Origin of the sequence: Pseudomonas paraglycinae, assembly GCF_021601625.1 — a bacterium.
Lineage (GTDB): Bacteria > Pseudomonadota > Gammaproteobacteria > Pseudomonadales > Pseudomonadaceae > Aquipseudomonas > Aquipseudomonas paraglycinae.
The window spans coordinates 69,438-86,340 of sequence record NZ_BQHR01000015.1; the positions used below are offsets into that span (position 1 = coordinate 69,438).

The 16,903-nt window shown below is 61.7% G+C and carries 14 protein-coding genes; 8 read left to right on the top strand and 6 right to left on the bottom strand.

The window, feature by feature from the left end:
- Positions 1-73: 73 nt before the first annotated feature.
- The 3 genes from dnaQ to L6D82_RS21335 form a co-directional block, all read right to left on the bottom strand.
- Positions 74-838, bottom strand: coding sequence for a DNA polymerase III subunit epsilon (dnaQ, locus tag L6D82_RS21325; RefSeq protein WP_085748398.1), 765 nt, complete (start codon positions 836-838; stop codon positions 74-76).
- Between the two features lie 83 nt (positions 839-921).
- Positions 922-1,383 carry a ribonuclease HI gene (gene rnhA / locus L6D82_RS21330; protein WP_003224162.1) on the bottom strand — a complete coding sequence of 154 codons (462 nt, stop codon included), beginning with the start codon at positions 1,381-1,383 and terminating at the stop codon, positions 922-924.
- A 91-nt stretch (positions 1,384-1,474) separates the two neighbouring features.
- Positions 1,475-2,233, bottom strand: a complete 759-nt coding sequence (locus L6D82_RS21335) for a methyltransferase domain-containing protein (RefSeq protein ID WP_102687410.1) — start codon at positions 2,231-2,233, stop codon at positions 1,475-1,477.
- Between the two features lie 65 nt (positions 2,234-2,298).
- Between L6D82_RS21335 and gloB the strand changes: the two genes are divergently transcribed.
- The 8 genes from gloB to fabI all read left to right on the top strand — a co-directional run bounded on the left by gloB (position 2,299) and on the right by fabI (position 13,016).
- Positions 2,299-3,066 carry a hydroxyacylglutathione hydrolase gene (gene gloB, locus L6D82_RS21340; RefSeq protein WP_085748416.1) on the top strand — a complete coding sequence of 256 codons (768 nt, stop codon included), beginning with the start codon at positions 2,299-2,301 and terminating at the stop codon, positions 3,064-3,066.
- Positions 3,067-3,165: 99 nt separating this feature from the next.
- Positions 3,166-4,644: a transglycosylase SLT domain-containing protein gene (locus L6D82_RS21345; RefSeq protein WP_102687409.1), complete on the top strand. Its 1,479-nt coding sequence runs from the start codon at positions 3,166-3,168 to the stop codon at positions 4,642-4,644.
- A 176-nt stretch (positions 4,645-4,820) separates the two neighbouring features.
- On the top strand, positions 4,821-6,653 hold the full coding sequence (locus tag L6D82_RS21350) for an extracellular solute-binding protein (protein ID WP_102717737.1): 1,833 nt from the start codon (positions 4,821-4,823) through the stop codon (positions 6,651-6,653).
- Entirely contained in the window at positions 6,650-8,491 is a 1,842-nt protein-coding gene (locus tag L6D82_RS21355; protein ID WP_085748401.1) for an extracellular solute-binding protein, read from the top strand. Before L6D82_RS21350 ends, L6D82_RS21355 begins: the two co-directional genes overlap by 4 nt.
- 4 nt (positions 8,492-8,495) lie before the next feature.
- On the top strand, positions 8,496-9,569 hold the full coding sequence (locus tag L6D82_RS21360; RefSeq protein ID WP_007956943.1) for a microcin C ABC transporter permease YejB: 1,074 nt from the start codon (positions 8,496-8,498) through the stop codon (positions 9,567-9,569).
- Position 9,570: 1 nt separating this feature from the next.
- Complete coding sequence (locus L6D82_RS21365) at positions 9,571-10,590, top strand: ABC transporter permease (protein ID WP_085698849.1); 1,020 nt, start codon at positions 9,571-9,573, stop codon at positions 10,588-10,590.
- 1 nt (position 10,591) lies between these two features.
- Entirely contained in the window at positions 10,592-12,202 is a 1,611-nt protein-coding gene (locus L6D82_RS21370) for an ABC transporter ATP-binding protein (protein ID WP_007956946.1), read from the top strand.
- Positions 12,203-12,221: 19 nt separating this feature from the next.
- The gene (fabI, locus tag L6D82_RS21375) at positions 12,222-13,016 is read left to right on the top strand and encodes an enoyl-ACP reductase FabI (RefSeq protein WP_007956947.1); all 795 of its coding nucleotides are present in this window, start codon (positions 12,222-12,224) and stop codon (positions 13,014-13,016) included.
- A gap of 113 nt (positions 13,017-13,129) precedes the next feature.
- On the opposite strand, the gene L6D82_RS21380 is transcribed toward fabI, so the two are convergent.
- From L6D82_RS21380 to L6D82_RS21390, 3 genes are all read right to left on the bottom strand, one after another.
- Entirely contained in the window at positions 13,130-14,095 is a 966-nt protein-coding gene (locus L6D82_RS21380; RefSeq protein WP_236191488.1) for a sensor domain-containing diguanylate cyclase, read from the bottom strand.
- Positions 14,096-14,156: 61 nt separating this feature from the next.
- Positions 14,157-14,735 (bottom strand): hypothetical protein, encoded by a 579-nt coding sequence (locus tag L6D82_RS21385; protein WP_102687405.1) that lies wholly within the window; start codon positions 14,733-14,735, stop codon positions 14,157-14,159.
- Between the two features lies 1 nt (position 14,736).
- Positions 14,737-16,899 (bottom strand): xanthine dehydrogenase family protein molybdopterin-binding subunit, encoded by a 2,163-nt coding sequence (locus tag L6D82_RS21390; protein WP_236191489.1) that lies wholly within the window; start codon positions 16,897-16,899, stop codon positions 14,737-14,739.
- Positions 16,900-16,903 lie beyond the last annotated feature (4 nt).

A 16,903-nucleotide genomic window follows, 5' to 3' on the forward strand; every position in this document is an offset into this window, starting at 1 on the left:
GCCAGTTGTCAGTACTGCCAAAAACAAAGGATCGCCCGCACATGGCTTGGTGTTCGGACGATCCTTTAGTGCCTTACGCTTGAGCTTCAGCTTCAGCTTCCAGCAGCTGGGTCCACAGCGCCGGGGCGCCGGCCGACTTGGCGATGATTTCCAGACGCACCTGATGTTCGGCCAGCTCGGCTTCGGTGGCGCGAATGATTCGCCCCGGTTTGCGATCCGCCGGCAGACGGCGGATTTCGGTGGCGGAGTTGTCAGCGCCCTCGCCCGTGCCATTGCCGTCGGAGGCGTTGCCGGCCAGCGACAGGCTGGTCTGGCCACCGGTCATGGTCAGGTAGACGTCGGCGAGAATTTCCGAGTCGAGCAATGCGCCGTGCAGCTCACGGCCGGAGTTGTCGACGCCGTAGCGTTTGCACAGGGCATCGAGGCTGTTGCGCTGACCCGGGTGACGTTCCCGGGCCATCATCAGGGTGTCGAGGATCGTGCAGTGCTGCGTGATGTCCGCGCGATCCTGCTGGCCCATCAGCGCGAATTCGTTGTTGATGAAGCCAACGTCGAACGCCGCGTTATGGATGATCAGCTGCGCGCCGTTGATAAACTCGAAGAACTCGTCGGCCACTTCGGCGAAACGCGGCTTGCCGACCAGGAATTCATTGGTGATGCCGTGAACGGCAATCGCGCCTTCATCACTCTCGCGATCCGGTTGCAGGTAAACGTGAAAGTGTCGGCCCGTCAGGCGTCGACCGATCAGCTCGACACAACCGATTTCGATAATCCGGTGGCCGTCGGTCACCGGCATGCCGGTGGTTTCGGTATCGAGTACAACGGATCTGGTGGCCATCAGTGTTCAGCTCTCAACGGGGGTCAATCGTGCAAAAGCGGCGATGTTAACACGCTCGCCGGGAGTGTTTCAGTGGGAAGGATTCAGCTCTGCTTGTAACCGCGAACCTCATCCACCCCACGGTTGGCCAGCTGGTCGGCGCGTTCGTTGCCGTGGTGGCCGATGTGACCGCGGACCCATTTCCAGGTGACCTTGTGGCGGTTGACCTGCTCGTCGAGCTCTTTCCACAGGTCGGCGTTTTTCACTGGCTCCTTGGCGGCGGTTTTCCAGCCGCGCTTCTTCCAGTTGGCCATCCACTCGTTGATGCCTTTCATCACATATTGCGAGTCGGTCACCAGCAGCACTTCGCACGGACGCTTGAGGGCTTCCAGGCCGCGAATTGCGCCAAGCAGCTCCATGCGGTTGTTGGTGGTGTTGGCTTCGCCGCCCCACAGTTCCTTTTCAACGCCCTTGCACACCAACAGGGCGCCCCAGCCGCCCGGGCCGGGGTTGCCCTTGCAGGCGCCGTCAGTGAACAGTTCTACGCTATCGACGCTTTCGCTCATGCCAGTCTTTCCAGAAAAATACGTGGCCTCGCCGATCACGGATCGACAATGGCCGAGGCCGGGATACACCCGGCCATAAATAAAAGAAGGTTTACGGTTCGACGCGCCGGCGGTTGACCTTGGCCATCGGCAGCGGAATCAGCTTGCCCATCGGCTCGCGGCGTTCCTGACGCACCGGACGCAGGCCGACCACGATCTTGCGCGCAACCAGCAGATAGAAGCCGCCGCCCGACAGTTGCCAGTCGCCAGCCTTGCGTTCCCAGCCGGCCAGACGGGCCTGCCACTTGGGTGACGCGAGCGGCGGACGATAGCACCCGAAGCGGCGTTTCTCCAGCGCGAAGCCCAGCAGGTTGAGCCAGTCCGCCACCCGTGACGGCGAGATGCAGCGCGCCTGACGCAAAGCGTCATGGGCGAATACATGGCGCAGCCCCCAGGTACTCCAGGGGTTGATGCCGACGATCAGCAGATGCCCGCCGGGGCGCACGCTGCTGGCCGCTTCGCGCAAAAGTCCGTGGGGCGACAGGCAGAAATCCAGGCCGTGCTGCAACACCACCACGTCGGCGGCGTGCTCGCTCAACGGCCAGGCCTGTTCTTCGCAGACGATCTCCACGCCCGGCAACGGCGCGCCAAGCCGCACGTTGCGCTGCACCTGCGGCGCCGACGGCGGTGTTTCGGCGGACGGGCCGTAATGCACCAGATAGCCGCCGAAGAATCGGCCCAGCTCGTCTTCGAGCATGCGCCGTTCTTCGTCCAGCAGAAATTGCCCGAGGGGGCCGGACAGCCATTCACGGGCTGCACCGATCAGCGCGAGCCAGTCAGGATCGGCCTGAGCGAACGCTTTATCGATCATTGCATTCTCCAACACGCCAGGAACCTCTAAGATGCGCCAATGTTACCCGCTTGGCGAATTCGACGATGATACAGATCAGTGCCCTGCCCGCCTTCACCGACAACTACATCTGGTTGTTACAGGATCATGCCACCCAGCGTTGCGCAGTGGTCGATCCGGGGGATGCCGCCCCCGTGCAGGCGTGGCTCGACGCGCATCCGGGCTGGGTGCTCGGCGACATCCTCATCACCCACCATCACCACGACCATGTCGGCGGCGTCGAGACGCTGAAAAAGGCTACCGGCGCCACGGTCTACGGGCCGGCCAGCGAAAGCATCCCGGGGCGTGACGTGGCCCTCAAGGACAACGACACGGTGCGCGTGCTCGGCTGGGACTTCGACGTCTACGCCGTGCCTGGCCACACCCTGGGACACATCGCCTACTACCATCATGGCCTGCTGTTCTGTGGCGACACCCTGTTCGCTGCCGGTTGCGGCCGCCTGTTCGAAGGCACGCCGCAACAGATGCACCAGTCGTTGAGCCGTCTGGCGGCGCTGCCGGAAGACACGCTGGTCTACTGCACCCACGAATACACCCTGAGCAACCTGAAATTTGCCGCCGCCGTGGAGCCGGGCAACCGGGACATCGCCGCCCGTCTGGAAAAAGTCAGCCAGCAACGTGACAACGGTGTGATGACCCTGCCCTCGACTCTCGCGCTGGAAAAGCTCACAAACCCCTTTTTGCGCACCGGTGAAATATTAGTTACACAAAAAGTGGACGAACGGAACGGCCCTCAAAACCGGGCGCCGAGTGAGGTTTTTGCGGCTCTGCGGGCATGGAAAGATACGTTCTAAGTGGCTCACCGCTTGGTACAAAAATTCTGAATGGTTGACCGCAGGGGGTGCGCTTTCTAGAATCGCCCGACATTTTTGCCCGGAACTTACTTCCAGCCAATGTCGTCATCCATACGTAAGTCCGTCAATTCAGATGCTTTGACCCGCCTGGCGCAAGCCATCGCGGTGGCTGTGTCCGCCACACTGGCGGGCTGTTCCAGCCACGCTCCGCAGACTGAAGCGACACATACGCCGAACATTGCTGCGCGAGCCAAGCAGAAGCCTATCTGGTTGTCCGAAAAGCCCAGCCCGCAGGTGCCTCAGGACATCTGGGAGCGCATGCGCAGTGGTTTCCAGCTGCAGGAAGGTCTGGGCGTGAACCCGCGCATCGAGCAACAGCGCCTGTGGTTCGCCAGTAACCCTTCCTTCCTCGAGAACGCCGGCGAACGCGGCAGCCTCTACATTCATTACATCGTCGAGCGCCTCGAAGAACGCAACATGCCGCTGGAGCTGGCGCTGCTGCCGGTCATCGAAAGCGCCTACAACCCGATGGCCTATTCCCGGGCCGACGCAGTGGGCCTCTGGCAGTTCATCCCGTCCACCGGGCGCTACTTCAACCTGCGCCAGACCCGTTTCTACGATGGCCGTCGCGACATTACTGCCTCGACCACGGCAGCGATGGACTACCTGACCCGCCTGCACGACATGTTCAACGGTGACTGGCTGCTGGCCCTGGCCGCGTACAACGCCGGTGAAGGCACGGTCAGCCGCGCTATCGAGCGCAACGAAAAGCTCGGCCTGCCGACCGACTACTGGAACCTGCCTCTGCCGGCGGAAACCCAGGCTTACGTGCCGAAACTGCTGGCGCTCTCGCAAGTGGTACTAACGCCTGAAGCTTATGGCGTAAACCTCAACCCGATCGCCAACGAACCGTATTTCCAGGTCGTCGAAATCAACCAGCGCATGGACCTGTCCAAGGTCGCAGCGGTGGCCAACATCGACGAAGACGAGCTGTTCCAGCTCAACCCGGCGTTCAAGCAGCGCACCACCATCGACGGCCCGCAGCACCTGCTGGTGCCGACCTCGAAGGCGCAACTGCTGACCGCCAGCCTGCAGACCATGCGTCCTGAAGAGCTGATCAGCCCGCGTTCGCTGAAACCGGTGTTCGAAGGCGCCGATCCGAGCGAGATCGCACAGGCCAAGCGCGCTTATCGGGTCAAGCGTGGCGACAACCTCGGTTCCATCGCCAAGGCCAACAAGGTCGAGGTCAAGGACCTGCAACGCTGGAACAAGCTGACCGGCAAGAACCTCAAGGTCGGCCAGACCCTGGTCATGCGCGACACTACCCAGCGCACGCCTACCCGCAAGAGTGGCGGACGCATCAATACGGTCGTCGCTGCCAACAGCAAGACCAGCAGCAAAGCTAAAGCCCAGGACGACAGCAAGCAGCAGACCCAATACAAGGTCAAACGTGGCGACACGCTGTACGTCGTGGCCAAGCGCTTCAACGTCGAGATGCAACATCTCAAGCGCTGGAATCCGGGCGCCGGCAAGGCGCTCAAGCCTGGGCAGATGCTCACGGTCTACCAGCCGCACTGACAAAGAGCCCCTGAATTTCAGGGGCTTTTTTTCGCCTGTCATTTTTTTGATATTTCCATAGATCGGCGCAGACAGCCCCCACAATTAACCGCGCATTAAGCACCTGTCTTTTTCCTGTCCATACAAGCTGTTACTGTACGGCCCACAAAGCCCAAGCCGCCTGGATCGGATCTGACTTGAAGCGTCCCCTCCTCCTGCTCCTGATCAGCCTGGCCTTGAGCTCCCCCGTCAGCGCGGCGATCACCGAAAGCCACGGTTATGCGCAGTTCGGCACGCTCAAGTACCCGGCCAGATTTACCCACTTCGACTGGGTCAACCCGCAAGCGCCCAAGGGCGGCACCTTGCGGGTGATGGCGTTTGGCACCTTCGATACGCTCAACCCCTACACCTTCAAGGGCACCAGCCCGGTCACCACGGCGAATTTCCTGCAATACGGCATCAACGAGCTGAACGAGCCGCTGATGGTCGGCACTGGGCAATACGCACCGTCCGGTGACGAACCGGCGTCCAGTTACGGCTTGATCGCCCAATCGGTGGAGTACAGCGAAGATCGCAGCTGGGTGGTGTTCAATCTGCGCCCGCAAGCGCGCTTCCACGACGGCACGCCGATTACCGCGTACGACGTGGCGTTCTCCTATCGCCTGCTGCTCAAGGAAGGTCATCCGCTGTACCGCACCGCCCTTCAGGAAGTGCTGCGGGTTGATATCCTCAACCCGCAGCGCATCCGCTTTGTACTCAAGCGCAGCGGCAATCCGTTGCTGATCCTGCGTCTGGGTGAGTTGCCGGTACTGCCCCAGCATTACTGGAAAGGTCGCGACTTCAAGGCCACCACCTTCGAGCCGCCGCTGGGCAGCGGGCCGTACCGCATCACCTCGGTCACGCCGGGGCGGCAGTTGATTTTCGAGCGGGTCAAGGACTACTGGGGCAAGGACCTGCCAGTCAACCGCGGCAAATACAACTTCGATCGCATGGAAGTCGAGTTCTACCGCGACAGCGATGTGGCCTTCGAAGCATTCAAGGCCGGCGAGTTCGACATTTATATCGAGCATCAGGCGAAGAACTGGGCCAACGGTTACAACTTCCCGGCGATCCGTCGCGGCGACGTGATAAAGGCGCAGATCCCGCACCAGATCCCGACCCAGAGCCAGGGCTTGTTCATGAACACCCGGCGCGCGACCTTCGCTGACGTCAAGACCCGCGAAGCCCTCGGCCTGATGTTCGACTTCGAATGGACCAACCGCGCGCTGTTCAGCGATGCCTACAAGCGCACCACCAGCTACTACCCCAACAGCGAGTTCAGCGCCGTCGGCCTGCCGGTCGGCCATGAATGGCTGATGCTCAAGCCGTACAAGGATCAACTGCCGGCGCGCCTCTTCACCGAACCGTTCACGCTGCCGCAGACCGACGGTCGCGGCATCCCTCGGGAAACAATGCGCAAAGCCCTGGCGCTGCTGGCCGAGGCCGGCTGGAAGCTCAATGGCCAGCGCTTGCAGAACACCGCCGGCCAGCCGCTGCGTTTCGAGCTGCTGCTGGTCAATCCGAACCTGGAGCGGATCCTCCAGCCGTACATTGAAAACCTCAACAGCATCGGCATCGACGCGCGCCTGCGCACCGTGGATCGTGCCCAGTACAAACAGCGTCTGGATCAGTTCGATTTCGACATGATCCTGATGACCCTCAACCAGACCCTCAGCCCGGGGCTGGAACAGTGGCAGTACTTCCACTCCAGCCAGGTCGGGGTCAAGGGCAGCAAGAATTACGCGGGCATCGCCAATCCGGTGGTTGATCATCTGCTTGAACACTTGCTCGCCGCGCAAACCCGCGACGAACAAGTCGCTGCCGGCAAGGCACTGGACCGCGTGCTGCTCTGGCAGCACTACAGCATTCCCAACTGGTACCTCAATTATCACCGTCTGGCGTACCGCAACCGGTTCGCCTTCGTCACCACGCCGCCCTACACCCTGGGCCTGAGCGCGTGGTGGCTGAAATCTTCGGAGAAAGATCGATGAAGCCTATCCGCGCCCTGCTCGTGCAGGCCAGCGGTCTGTTGTTCACCGGGCTGGCCTTGGCCGCCCCGCAACACGCCGTGACCCTGTACAACGAGCCGCCGAAGTACCCCGCCGACTTCAAGCACTTCGACTATGTAAACCCTGACGCGCCCAAGGGCGGGATCTTCCGCCAGGCCGGCTTCGGCGGCTTCGACAGCCTCAATCCGTTCATCAGCAAAGGCGTGCCGGCGGACGATATCGGCCTGATCTACGACACCCTGGCCAAACAGGGTCTGGACGAGCCATTCACCGAATACGGCCTGATCGCCAGCAAGATCGAAAAGGCCCCGGACAACAGCTGGGTGCGCTTCTACCTGCGTCCCGAAGCGAAGTTTCACGACGGCCACCCGGTACGCGCCGACGATGTGGTATTCAGCTTCCAGACCCTGACCAAGGAAGGCGCGCCGATGTATCGCGGCTACTACGCCGACGTCGAGGAAGTGATCGCCGAAGACCCGCTCAAGGTGCTGTTCAAGTTCAAGCACACCAACAACCGCGAACTGCCGCTGATCCTCGGTCAGTTGCCGGTGCTGCCGAAACACTGGTGGGCCGAGCGTGATTTCAACAAGGGCAACCTGGAAATCCCGCTGGGCAGCGGCCCGTACAAGGTTACGCAAGTGAAGGCCGGGCGTTCGGTGCGTTACGAGCGGGTCAAGGACTATTGGGGCAAGGATCTGCCGGTCAATCGCGGTTTCTACAACTTCGACGTAATGACCACCGACTATTACCGCGACAACACCGTCGCGCTGGAAGCGTTGAAAGCCGGGCAGTTCGATTACTGGCTGGAAATGGCCGCGAAAAACTGGGCCAACGCCTACAACGTGCCGGCAGTGACCGAAGGGCGGCTGATCAAGGAACAGATTGCCAACAGCAATCCGACCGGCATGCAGGGCTTCGTCTTCAATTTGCGCCGTCCGGTGTTTCAGGACGTGCGGGTACGCCAGGCCCTCGGCCTGCTGTTCGACTTCGAATGGACCAACAAGCAACTGTTCAACGGCGCTTATGCGCGCACCCGCAGTTATTTTGAAAACTCGGAAATGGCCGCCACCGGCCTGCCTGATGCAGAACAGGTGGCGATCCTCGATCCGTTCCGCAGCCAGCTGCCGGCGCAGGTGTTCAGCGAAGCCTTCGAAAATCCGAAAACCGACGCCAGCGGCATGATCCGCACGCAACAGCGCGAGGCGTATCAGTTGCTGCAAGAGGCTGGCTGGAAAATCGTCGACGACAAAATGGTCGACGCGACCGGCAAACCGGTGGTCATCGAGTTCCTCCTGGCGCAGACCGAATTCGAACGCGTGTTGTTGCCGTTCAAGCGCAACCTCAGCGACCTCGGCATCGATCTGGTGATCCGCCGTGTCGACGTGTCGCAATACGTCAATCGCGTGCGCTCGCGAGACTTCGACATGATGGTCGGCAGCTTTCCGCAGTCCAACTCGCCCGGCAACGAGCAGCGCGAATTCTGGATGAGCGCCGCCGCCGACAAGTCCAGCAGCCGAAATTCGATCGGCCTCAAGGACCCGGTGGTCGATCACCTGGTGGAGAACCTGATCAACGCCGACTCGCGCAAAAGCCTGGTGGCCCACGCCCGTGCCCTCGACCGTGTGCTGCAATGGGGCTACTACGTGATCCCCAACTGGCACATCAAGACCTGGCGCGTGGCGTACTGGAACCACATCGGCCACCCGAAAGTCTCCCCCAAATACGACATCGGCATTAACACCTGGTGGGTCAAACCCGATGCGAAGCCGGCGGTAGAAGTCGAAACCCAACTGCAAGCCGACCCTGTGGGCACGGAGTAATCAGATGCTGGCGTACATTTTTCGGCGACTGCTGCTGATCATCCCGACCCTGTTCGGCATTCTGCTGATCAACTTCGTGATCATCCAGGCCGCGCCCGGCGGGCCGGTGGAACAGATGATCGCCAAGCTCGAAGGCTTCGAAGGCGCCACCAGCCGCATCGCCGGCGGCGGTGCCGAAGTGTCGGTGGCCGGCTCCTCCTATCGCGGTGCGCAAGGGCTGGACCCGGCGCTGATCAAGGAAATCGAGAAGATGTACGGGTTCGACAAATCGGCCCCGGAACGTCTGTGGATCATGGTCAAGAACTACGCCCGGCTGGATTTCGGCGACAGTTTTTTCCGCGATGCCAAGGTCATCGACTTGATCAAGGAAAAGATGCCGGTGTCGATCTCCCTCGGGCTGTGGAGCACGTTGATCATGTACCTGGTGTCGATTCCGCTGGGGATCGCCAAGGCCACGCGGCACGGCAGTCATTTCGACGTATGGACCAGTTCGGCGATCATCGTCGGTTATGCGATCCCGGCGTTCCTGTTTGCGATTCTGCTGATCGTGGTGTTTGCCGGCGGCAGTTATCTGGACTGGTTTCCTCTACGCGGCCTGACCTCGAACAACTTCGATGAGCTGAGCCTGGGCGGCAAGGTTCTCGATTACTTCTGGCACCTGGCACTGCCGGTGACGGCGCTGGTGATCGGCAACTTCGCGACCATGACCCTGCTGACCAAAAACAGCTTCCTCGACGAGATCAACAAGCAATACGTGGTCACCGCCAAGGCCAAGGGCCTGACCCGCCACCGCGTGCTCTACGGCCATGTGTTCCGCAATGCGATGCTGCTGGTGATTGCCGGGTTTCCGTCGGCGTTCATCGGCATCTTCTTCACCGGCTCGTTGCTGGTGGAAGTGATCTTCTCCCTCGATGGCCTCGGCCTGATGAGCTTTGAAGCGGCGATCAACCGCGATTACCCGGTGGTGTTCGGCACCCTGTTCATCTTCACCCTGCTGGGGCTGGTGGTGAAACTGATCGGCGACCTCACCTACACCCTTGTCGATCCGCGCATCGACTTTGCCAGCCGGGAGCATTGAGATGAACCTGTCCCCTCTCAACCGCCGGCGCTTCGAACTGTTCAAGGCCAACAAGCGTGGCTGGTGGTCGCTGTGGCTGTTTCTGATCCTGTTCGGCCTGAGCCTCGGCGCCGAGCTGATCGCCAACGACAAGCCGCTGGTGGTGCATTACGACAACAACTGGTATTTCCCGGCGATCAAGCGCTACCCGGAAACCACCTTCGGCGGCGAATTTCCGCTGGAAGCCAACTACAAGAGCCCGTACATCCGCGAGCTGCTCAAGGCCAAGGACGCGTGGGTGCTGTGGGCGCCGATTCCGTTCAGCTACCAGAGCATCAACTACGACCTGAAAGTCCCGGCCCCCGCCCCGCCATCGGCGGACAACCTGCTGGGTACCGACGATCAGGGCCGCGATGTGCTGGCGCGGGTGATCTACGGCTTCCGTATCTCCGTGCTGTTCGCCCTGACCCTGACCGTGCTCAGCTCGATTATCGGCGTCATTGCCGGCGCCTTGCAGGGTTTCTACGGCGGCTGGGTCGATCTGGCCGGCCAGCGCTTTCTGGAGATCTGGTCGGGCTTGCCAGTGTTGTACTTGCTGATCATCCTCGCCAGTTTCGTCCAGCCGAACTTCTGGTGGCTGCTGGGAATCATGCTGCTGTTCTCGTGGATGAGCCTGGTGGACGTGGTGCGCGCCGAGTTCCTGCGCGGGCGCAACCTCGAATACGTGCGCGCAGCCAGAGCGCTGGGCATGCAGAATGGCGCGATCATGTTCCGCCACATCCTGCCTAACGCGATGGTTTCGACCATGACTTTCATGCCGTTCATCCTGACCGGCGCCATCGGCACCCTCACCGCCCTGGACTTCCTCGGTTTCGGCTTGCCGGCCGGCAGTCCGTCGCTGGGTGAGTTGGTGGCTCAGGGCAAATCCAACCTGCAGGCGCCGTGGCTGGGCATGAGCGCGTTTGCGGTGCTGGCGCTGATGTTGAGTTTGCTGGTGTTCATCGGCGAGTCCGCTCGCGATGCCTTCGACCCGAGGAAGTGACATGAATCAGGACAATCTGATCGAAATCCGCGACCTGGCCGTCGAATTCGGCATCGGTGATCGCGTGCAACGGGTGGTCGAAGGCGTGAGTTTCGACATCAAGCGCGGCGAAACCCTGGCGCTGGTGGGCGAATCAGGCTCGGGCAAGTCGGTGACGGCGCATTCGATCCTGCGCCTGCTGCCCTATCCGCTGGCGCGGCATCCGGCCGGCAGCATCAATTATTCCGGGCAAAACCTGCTGGAGCTGGGCGAAAAGACCATCCGTCACATTCGTGGCAACCGGATCGCGATGATCTTTCAGGAGCCGATGACCTCGCTCAACCCGCTGCACTCGATCGAGAAGCAGATCAACGAGGTGCTGGGCATCCACAAGGGCCTGACCGGCAAGGTCGCGACCAAGCGCACGCTGGAGTTGCTGGAGATGGTCGGCATCCCCGAGCCGCACAAGCGCCTCAAGGCCCTGCCCCACGAATTGTCCGGCGGCCAGCGCCAGCGGGTGATGATCGCCATGGCCTTGGCCAACGAGCCGGAACTGCTGATTGCCGACGAGCCGACCACTGCGCTGGACGTGACCGTTCAGCTGAAAATCCTCGACCTGCTCAAGGAATTGCAGGCTCGATTGGGCATGGCGCTGTTACTGATCAGTCACGATTTGAACCTCGTGCGAAGAATTGCGCATCGTGTATGTGTCATGCAGCGCGGTTGCATCGTCGAACAGGCATCGTGCGAAGAGCTGTTCCGTTCGCCGCAGCATCCGTACACTCGGGAACTGCTTGGCGCGGAGCCCAGCGGAGGCCCGGCGAGCAATAAAATCGGGGCGCCGCTGCTTGAAGTCGAGGATCTGAAAGTCTGGTTCCCGATCAAGAAAGGCCTGCTCAAGCGCACGGTGGATCACGTCAAGGCAGTGGACGGCATCAATTTCAGCCTGCCTCAGGGTCAGACCCTGGGGATCGTGGGGGAAAGCGGTTCCGGCAAATCCACCCTGGGTCTGGCGATCCTGCGGTTGATCGGCAGCAAAGGTGCGATCCGTTTTGAGGGCAAGCAGCTAGACTGCCTGACGCAAAGCGAAGTCCGGCCGCTGCGCCGGGAGATGCAGGTGGTGTTTCAGGATCCGTTTGGCAGCCTGAGCCCGCGGATGTGCGTGAATGACATCGTTGGCGAAGGCCTGCGGATCCACAAGATGGGCACCGCCGCCGAGCAGGAAGCGGCGATTATTGCGGCATTGAAGGAGGTAGGTCTGGATCCGGAAACCCGGCACCGCTACCCCCACGAATTTTCCGGTGGGCAACGGCAGCGAATTGCCATAGCCCGGGCCTTGGTGCTCAAGCCGGCGCTGATTCTGCTGGACGAGCCGACTTCGGCGCTCGACCGGACGGTGCAGCGGCAAGTGGTGGAGCTGTTGCGTTCACTGCAAGCCAAGTACAACCTGACGTATTTGTTCATCAGCCATGACCTGGCTGTCGTCAAAGCGCTGAGCCACCAACTGATGGTGGTCAAACATGGCCAAGTGGTCGAACAGGGAGACGCGCAAAGTATCTTTGCCGCCCCCCAACATCCGTATACACAGCAGTTGCTGGAGGCCGCTTTCCTGGCACCAGCCACTGCGCAATAACCTGAAAGAGGAGCAACACATGGGTTTTCTCGCCGGTAAGCGCGTACTGATCGTCGGTGTCGCCAGCAAGCTGTCCATCGCATCCGGCATCGCTGCCGCCATGCATCGCGAGGGCGCTGAGCTTGCCTTCACTTATCAGAACGACAAACTGAAAGGTCGCGTCGAAGAGTTCGCACAGGGCTGGGGTTCGAGCCCTGAGCTGTGCTTCCCGTGCGACGTGGCCAGCGATGAAGAAATCGCCAAGGTCTTCGAAGAACTGAGCAAAAAGTGGGACGGCCTGGACTGCATCGTGCACTCCGTCGGCTTCGCCCCGGGCGACCAACTGGACGGCGACTTCACCGAAGCCACCACCCGTGACGGTTTCCGCATCGCTCACGACATCAGCGCCTACAGCTTCGTGGCCCTGGCCAAAGCTGGCCGTGAAATGATGAAAGGCCGCAACGGCAGCCTGCTGACCCTGTCGTACCTGGGCGCCGAGCGCACCATGCCGAACTACAACGTGATGGGCATGGCCAAGGCTTCGCTGGAAGCCGGCGTACGTTACCTGGCCGGCTCCCTGGGCCCGGACGGCACCCGCGTCAACTGCGTATCGGCCGGTCCGATCCGTACCCTGGCAGCTTCGGGCATCAAGAACTTCCGCAAGATGCTGGCCGCCAACGAAGCGCAAACCCCGCTGCGCCGCAACGTCACCATCGAAGAAGTCGGCAACGCCGGCGCCTTCCTGTGCTCCGACCTGGCGTCGGGCATCAGCGGTGAAATCATGTACGTGGACGGCGGCTTCAACACCACCGCCATGGGCAACATCGAAGAGTAATCTTCGCGCTGCCGATAAAAAGCCCGCCTATTCAGGCGGGCTTTTTCATGCCTGCGATTTCGTTAACATCGTCTTTTTCTGTGGGAGCCAGCCTGCTGGCGATAAGGCCAGAATCAACAACGCTTCAACGCTTGCTTGTGCTCATACATCGCTGCATCCGCATCCGCCAGTAACTTGTCCACGGTGTCATGGCGCTGCGGGTTGTATTCGATCTGGCCGACGCTGAAGCGAATCGCGTAACCCCGGTGCAACGTGGCATTGCGCTCTTCGAGAATTTCCTTGAGTCGCGCCATGATCGCCGTGGTTTCGACATGGCTTGAGCCGGTCAGCAGCGCCACGAATTCATCGCCGCCCAGCCGCCCGACCACATCGCTCTCGCGAAAGGCGATGCGCAGCACATCGGCGAAGGTCTTGAGCGCGCTGTCGCCCTCGGCGTGCCCATAAAGGTCGTTGATCTGCTTGAAATCATTGAGGTCGAAAAACAGCAGCGTCGCCGGTTTTTCCAGGCGTGCGCAGGCGTCGAGCGCGTGCTGGGCCAGCATCTTGAAGCCGCGACGATTGGACAGCAGCGTCAGCTCGTCCATGCTCGCCATCTGCACGGCCATCAGTTCCTGCTCGGCCATGCCGGCCAGATCGCGCAGCAGGGCGCGCTCCTCGTCGTCGAGATCGCGGGGTTTGGTGTCGATCAGGCACAAGGTGCCCATCTTGTTGCCGCTGGGTACGGTCAGCGGATAACCGGCGTAGAACCGGATTTTCGGCTCCCCGGTAACCAAAGGGTTGTCGTGGAAACGCTCGTCCTCTCGGGCGTCAGGTACCAGCATGAGCTCGTCCTTGAGAATCGCATGGCCACAGAATGAAACAGAGCGTGGCGTTTCGGCCGTGTCCAGCCCCACGCAGGACTTGAACCATTGCCGCTCCTTGTCCACCAGCGTGACCAGCGCGATCGGCACGTTGAACAGACGCTTGGCCAGTCGCGTCAGCCGGTCGAAGCGCTCCTCCGGTGCGGTGTCGAGCAGCTTCAGGTCCTGCAGCGCTTGAATGCGCGCAGCTTCATTGGCGGGTTTGCCGGGTACCAGCATCACACACTCCTTTGTCGTCGATGCAGTTGAGCGTAGCCCGAATCAGCAATGACTCAACTTCTCATCCACCGGCCACCGGACACGGCCCGCCCGCATCGGCCCAGAGTTTGAACTGGGTCACGAAGATATCGTGCGGCACCGGCACCGGCGCGCGCCCTGCCCCGGGATTCCAGCCCCAGAGCACCAGTTTGTCCTCGCTGACGTGTTTGATCAGCGCGGCGAAGTCCCGGTCGCCGTTGCTGGCGCGGTCCTTGATCATTGCGCACAAGCGATCCGGCGGCAGACCGATCCAGGCCATCTTGTGGGCGGCAGGCGGCAGGCTCCAGTGAGGCGCGCCCGGTGGCGCATGGGGGCCGTAACTGGCCGGCGGATTGCTTTCGGCGTGACAGGTGGCGCAGGGCAAACCGGCGGCGCCCTTGCCGTCCATGCCGCGTACCACGTTCATCGCGTGGGGGATGCCGGCGTCGAACTGCAACGGCGAATCGCCGGGAATGTGACAGTTCTGGCAGCGCGGGCTCTGGAAGACTTTCTGCACCGTGCTGAAGGCCTTCAAGGCTTCCTGATCGTCAGCGAACAGATCCGACGCGTAACCGCCCAGCCCAAGCAGAATCACCGTGCCCAACAACAAATGTCGTTTCATCTCACACCCCCGACAATTGCAGCGGCATTTCCCGCAGGCGCTGCCCGGTCAGGGCGAATACCGCGTTGGCCACCGCCGGCGCCGTGGGCGGTACACCGGCCTCGCCGATGCCGCCGGGTTTCTCGCTGCTGGGCACGATGTGCACCTCGACCAGCGGCATTTCATTGAGCCGCAACACCTGATAGTCGTGATAGTTGGACTGCACGACATGGCCGTCCTTGAGCGTCAGTTTGCTGTGCAGCGCCATGCCCAGGCCGAAGGTGATGCACGACTCCATCTGCGCAGCGATGCTCTGCGGGTTGACCGCAATCCCGCAGTCCACCGCGCAGACCACGCGATGCACGCGGATCGCCAGATTGTCCTGTGACACCTCCGCCACCTGCGCCACGTAACTGCCGAACGATTCGTGCACCGCCACGCCCAGCGCATGGCCGTCCGGCAGCGGGGCTTTCCAGTTGGCCTTCTCCACCGCCAGATTCAACACGCCGAGATGCCGGGCATGATCCTTGAGCAGCGTTCTTCGGTACTCCACCGGGTCCTTGCCCGCCGCCGTGGCCATTTCATCGATCAGCGACTCCATGACAAACGCGGTGTGGCTATGACCCACCGAACGCAGCCACAGCACGTTGATCCCGGTGGTCGGCGAGTGCAGATCGACCTGATGATGGGCCAGGCCCTTGATGTACGGGCTGTCCGAAACGCCTTCGACCGACGTCTGGTCGACGCCGTTCTTGACCATGGTTTTCTCGAGCATGGTGCCGGCCATGATCGATTGCCCGACCAGCACATGCTGCCAGGCCAGCGGCAGGCCGTCGGCGCCGAGGCCGATCTTCGCCTGATGCAGAAACATCGAGCGGTAGTAGCCACCGCGAATATCGTCTTCGCGCGACCACACGGTTTTCACCGGCATCGCCGCAGCCTTGGCCACTTGCACCGCTTCGGCGACAAAGTCCGAGGTCGGGTTGGCCCGCCGGCCGAAACCACCACCGAGAAATTCGGTGTGAATCTCCACCTGCTCCGGCTTGAGCCCGGTGATCTTGCCGGCAACCATCTGATCCAGCGTCTGGAACTGGGTGCCGGTCCAGATCTCGCACTTGTCGGCGCTGATCTTCACCGTGCAGTTGAGCGGCTCCATCGGCGCGTGGGCCAGGTATGGCACGCTGTATTCAACATCGATTTTCTTCGCTGCCTTGCCGAAGTTGCCCTTGGCATCGCCGGCCTGCGCCGCCGAAGTGCCCGGCGTGGCCGCCAGTTTGCGGAAACTCGCCAACAGCTTTTCACTGCTCAGATCAGCGTTCGGCCCCAGGTCCCAATCGACCTTCAACGCATCGCGACCGAGTTTTGCCGCCCAGTAATGCTCGGCGACCACCGCCACACCGGTTGGCACCTGCACCACTTTGTGCACGCCGGGGATCGCCAGGGCTTCTGCGCCTTCGAAGGATTTCACCGTGGCGCCGAACGCCGGCGCCCGCGCGACCATCGCCGTCATCAATCCCTCGAACTGCACGTCCATGCCGAACTTGGCGCGGCCGGTGATTTTCTCCGGGGTGTCGAGACGTTTGGTGGGTTTGCCGATAACCTTCCAGTCCTTGGCTTCTTTAAAGGTGATCGACTTCGGATCCGGCACCGGCAGTTGCCCGGCGGCGTCCGCCAGTTCGCCGTAGGTGGCGCGGTTGTCGCCGGCAATCACCACGCCGGATTCGGTGCGGATCGTCGACGGTGCCACGTTGAAACGCTTGGCCGCCGCTTCGATCAGCATCTGCCGCGCCGTGGCACCGGCGAGCCGGTAACGGTCGAATTCCATCCAGGTTGAAGTGGAGCCGCCGGTAATCTGCATCCCGCCAAAACCTGGCATGCCGTAATCGGCTGCCGAGGCGGGCGAGTGCTCAACGCGAATCTTCGACCAGTCTGCGTCCAGCTCTTCGGCGATCAACATGGTCAGGCCGGTCCAGATGCCCTGGCCCATTTCCGAATGGCCGAGCAGCACGGTCACGCTGTTGTCCGCTGCAATACGCAGGAACGCGTTCGGCGCAAACACCTTGCCTTCGTTCTCGGCTGCCTTGGCAAAGCGATTGCCGCCGGGCACCACGAACGCCACCACCAGACCACCGCCAAGCACGGCGCTGCCCTTGAGAAATCCGCGACGGGATACAGGACTGTTCATCACT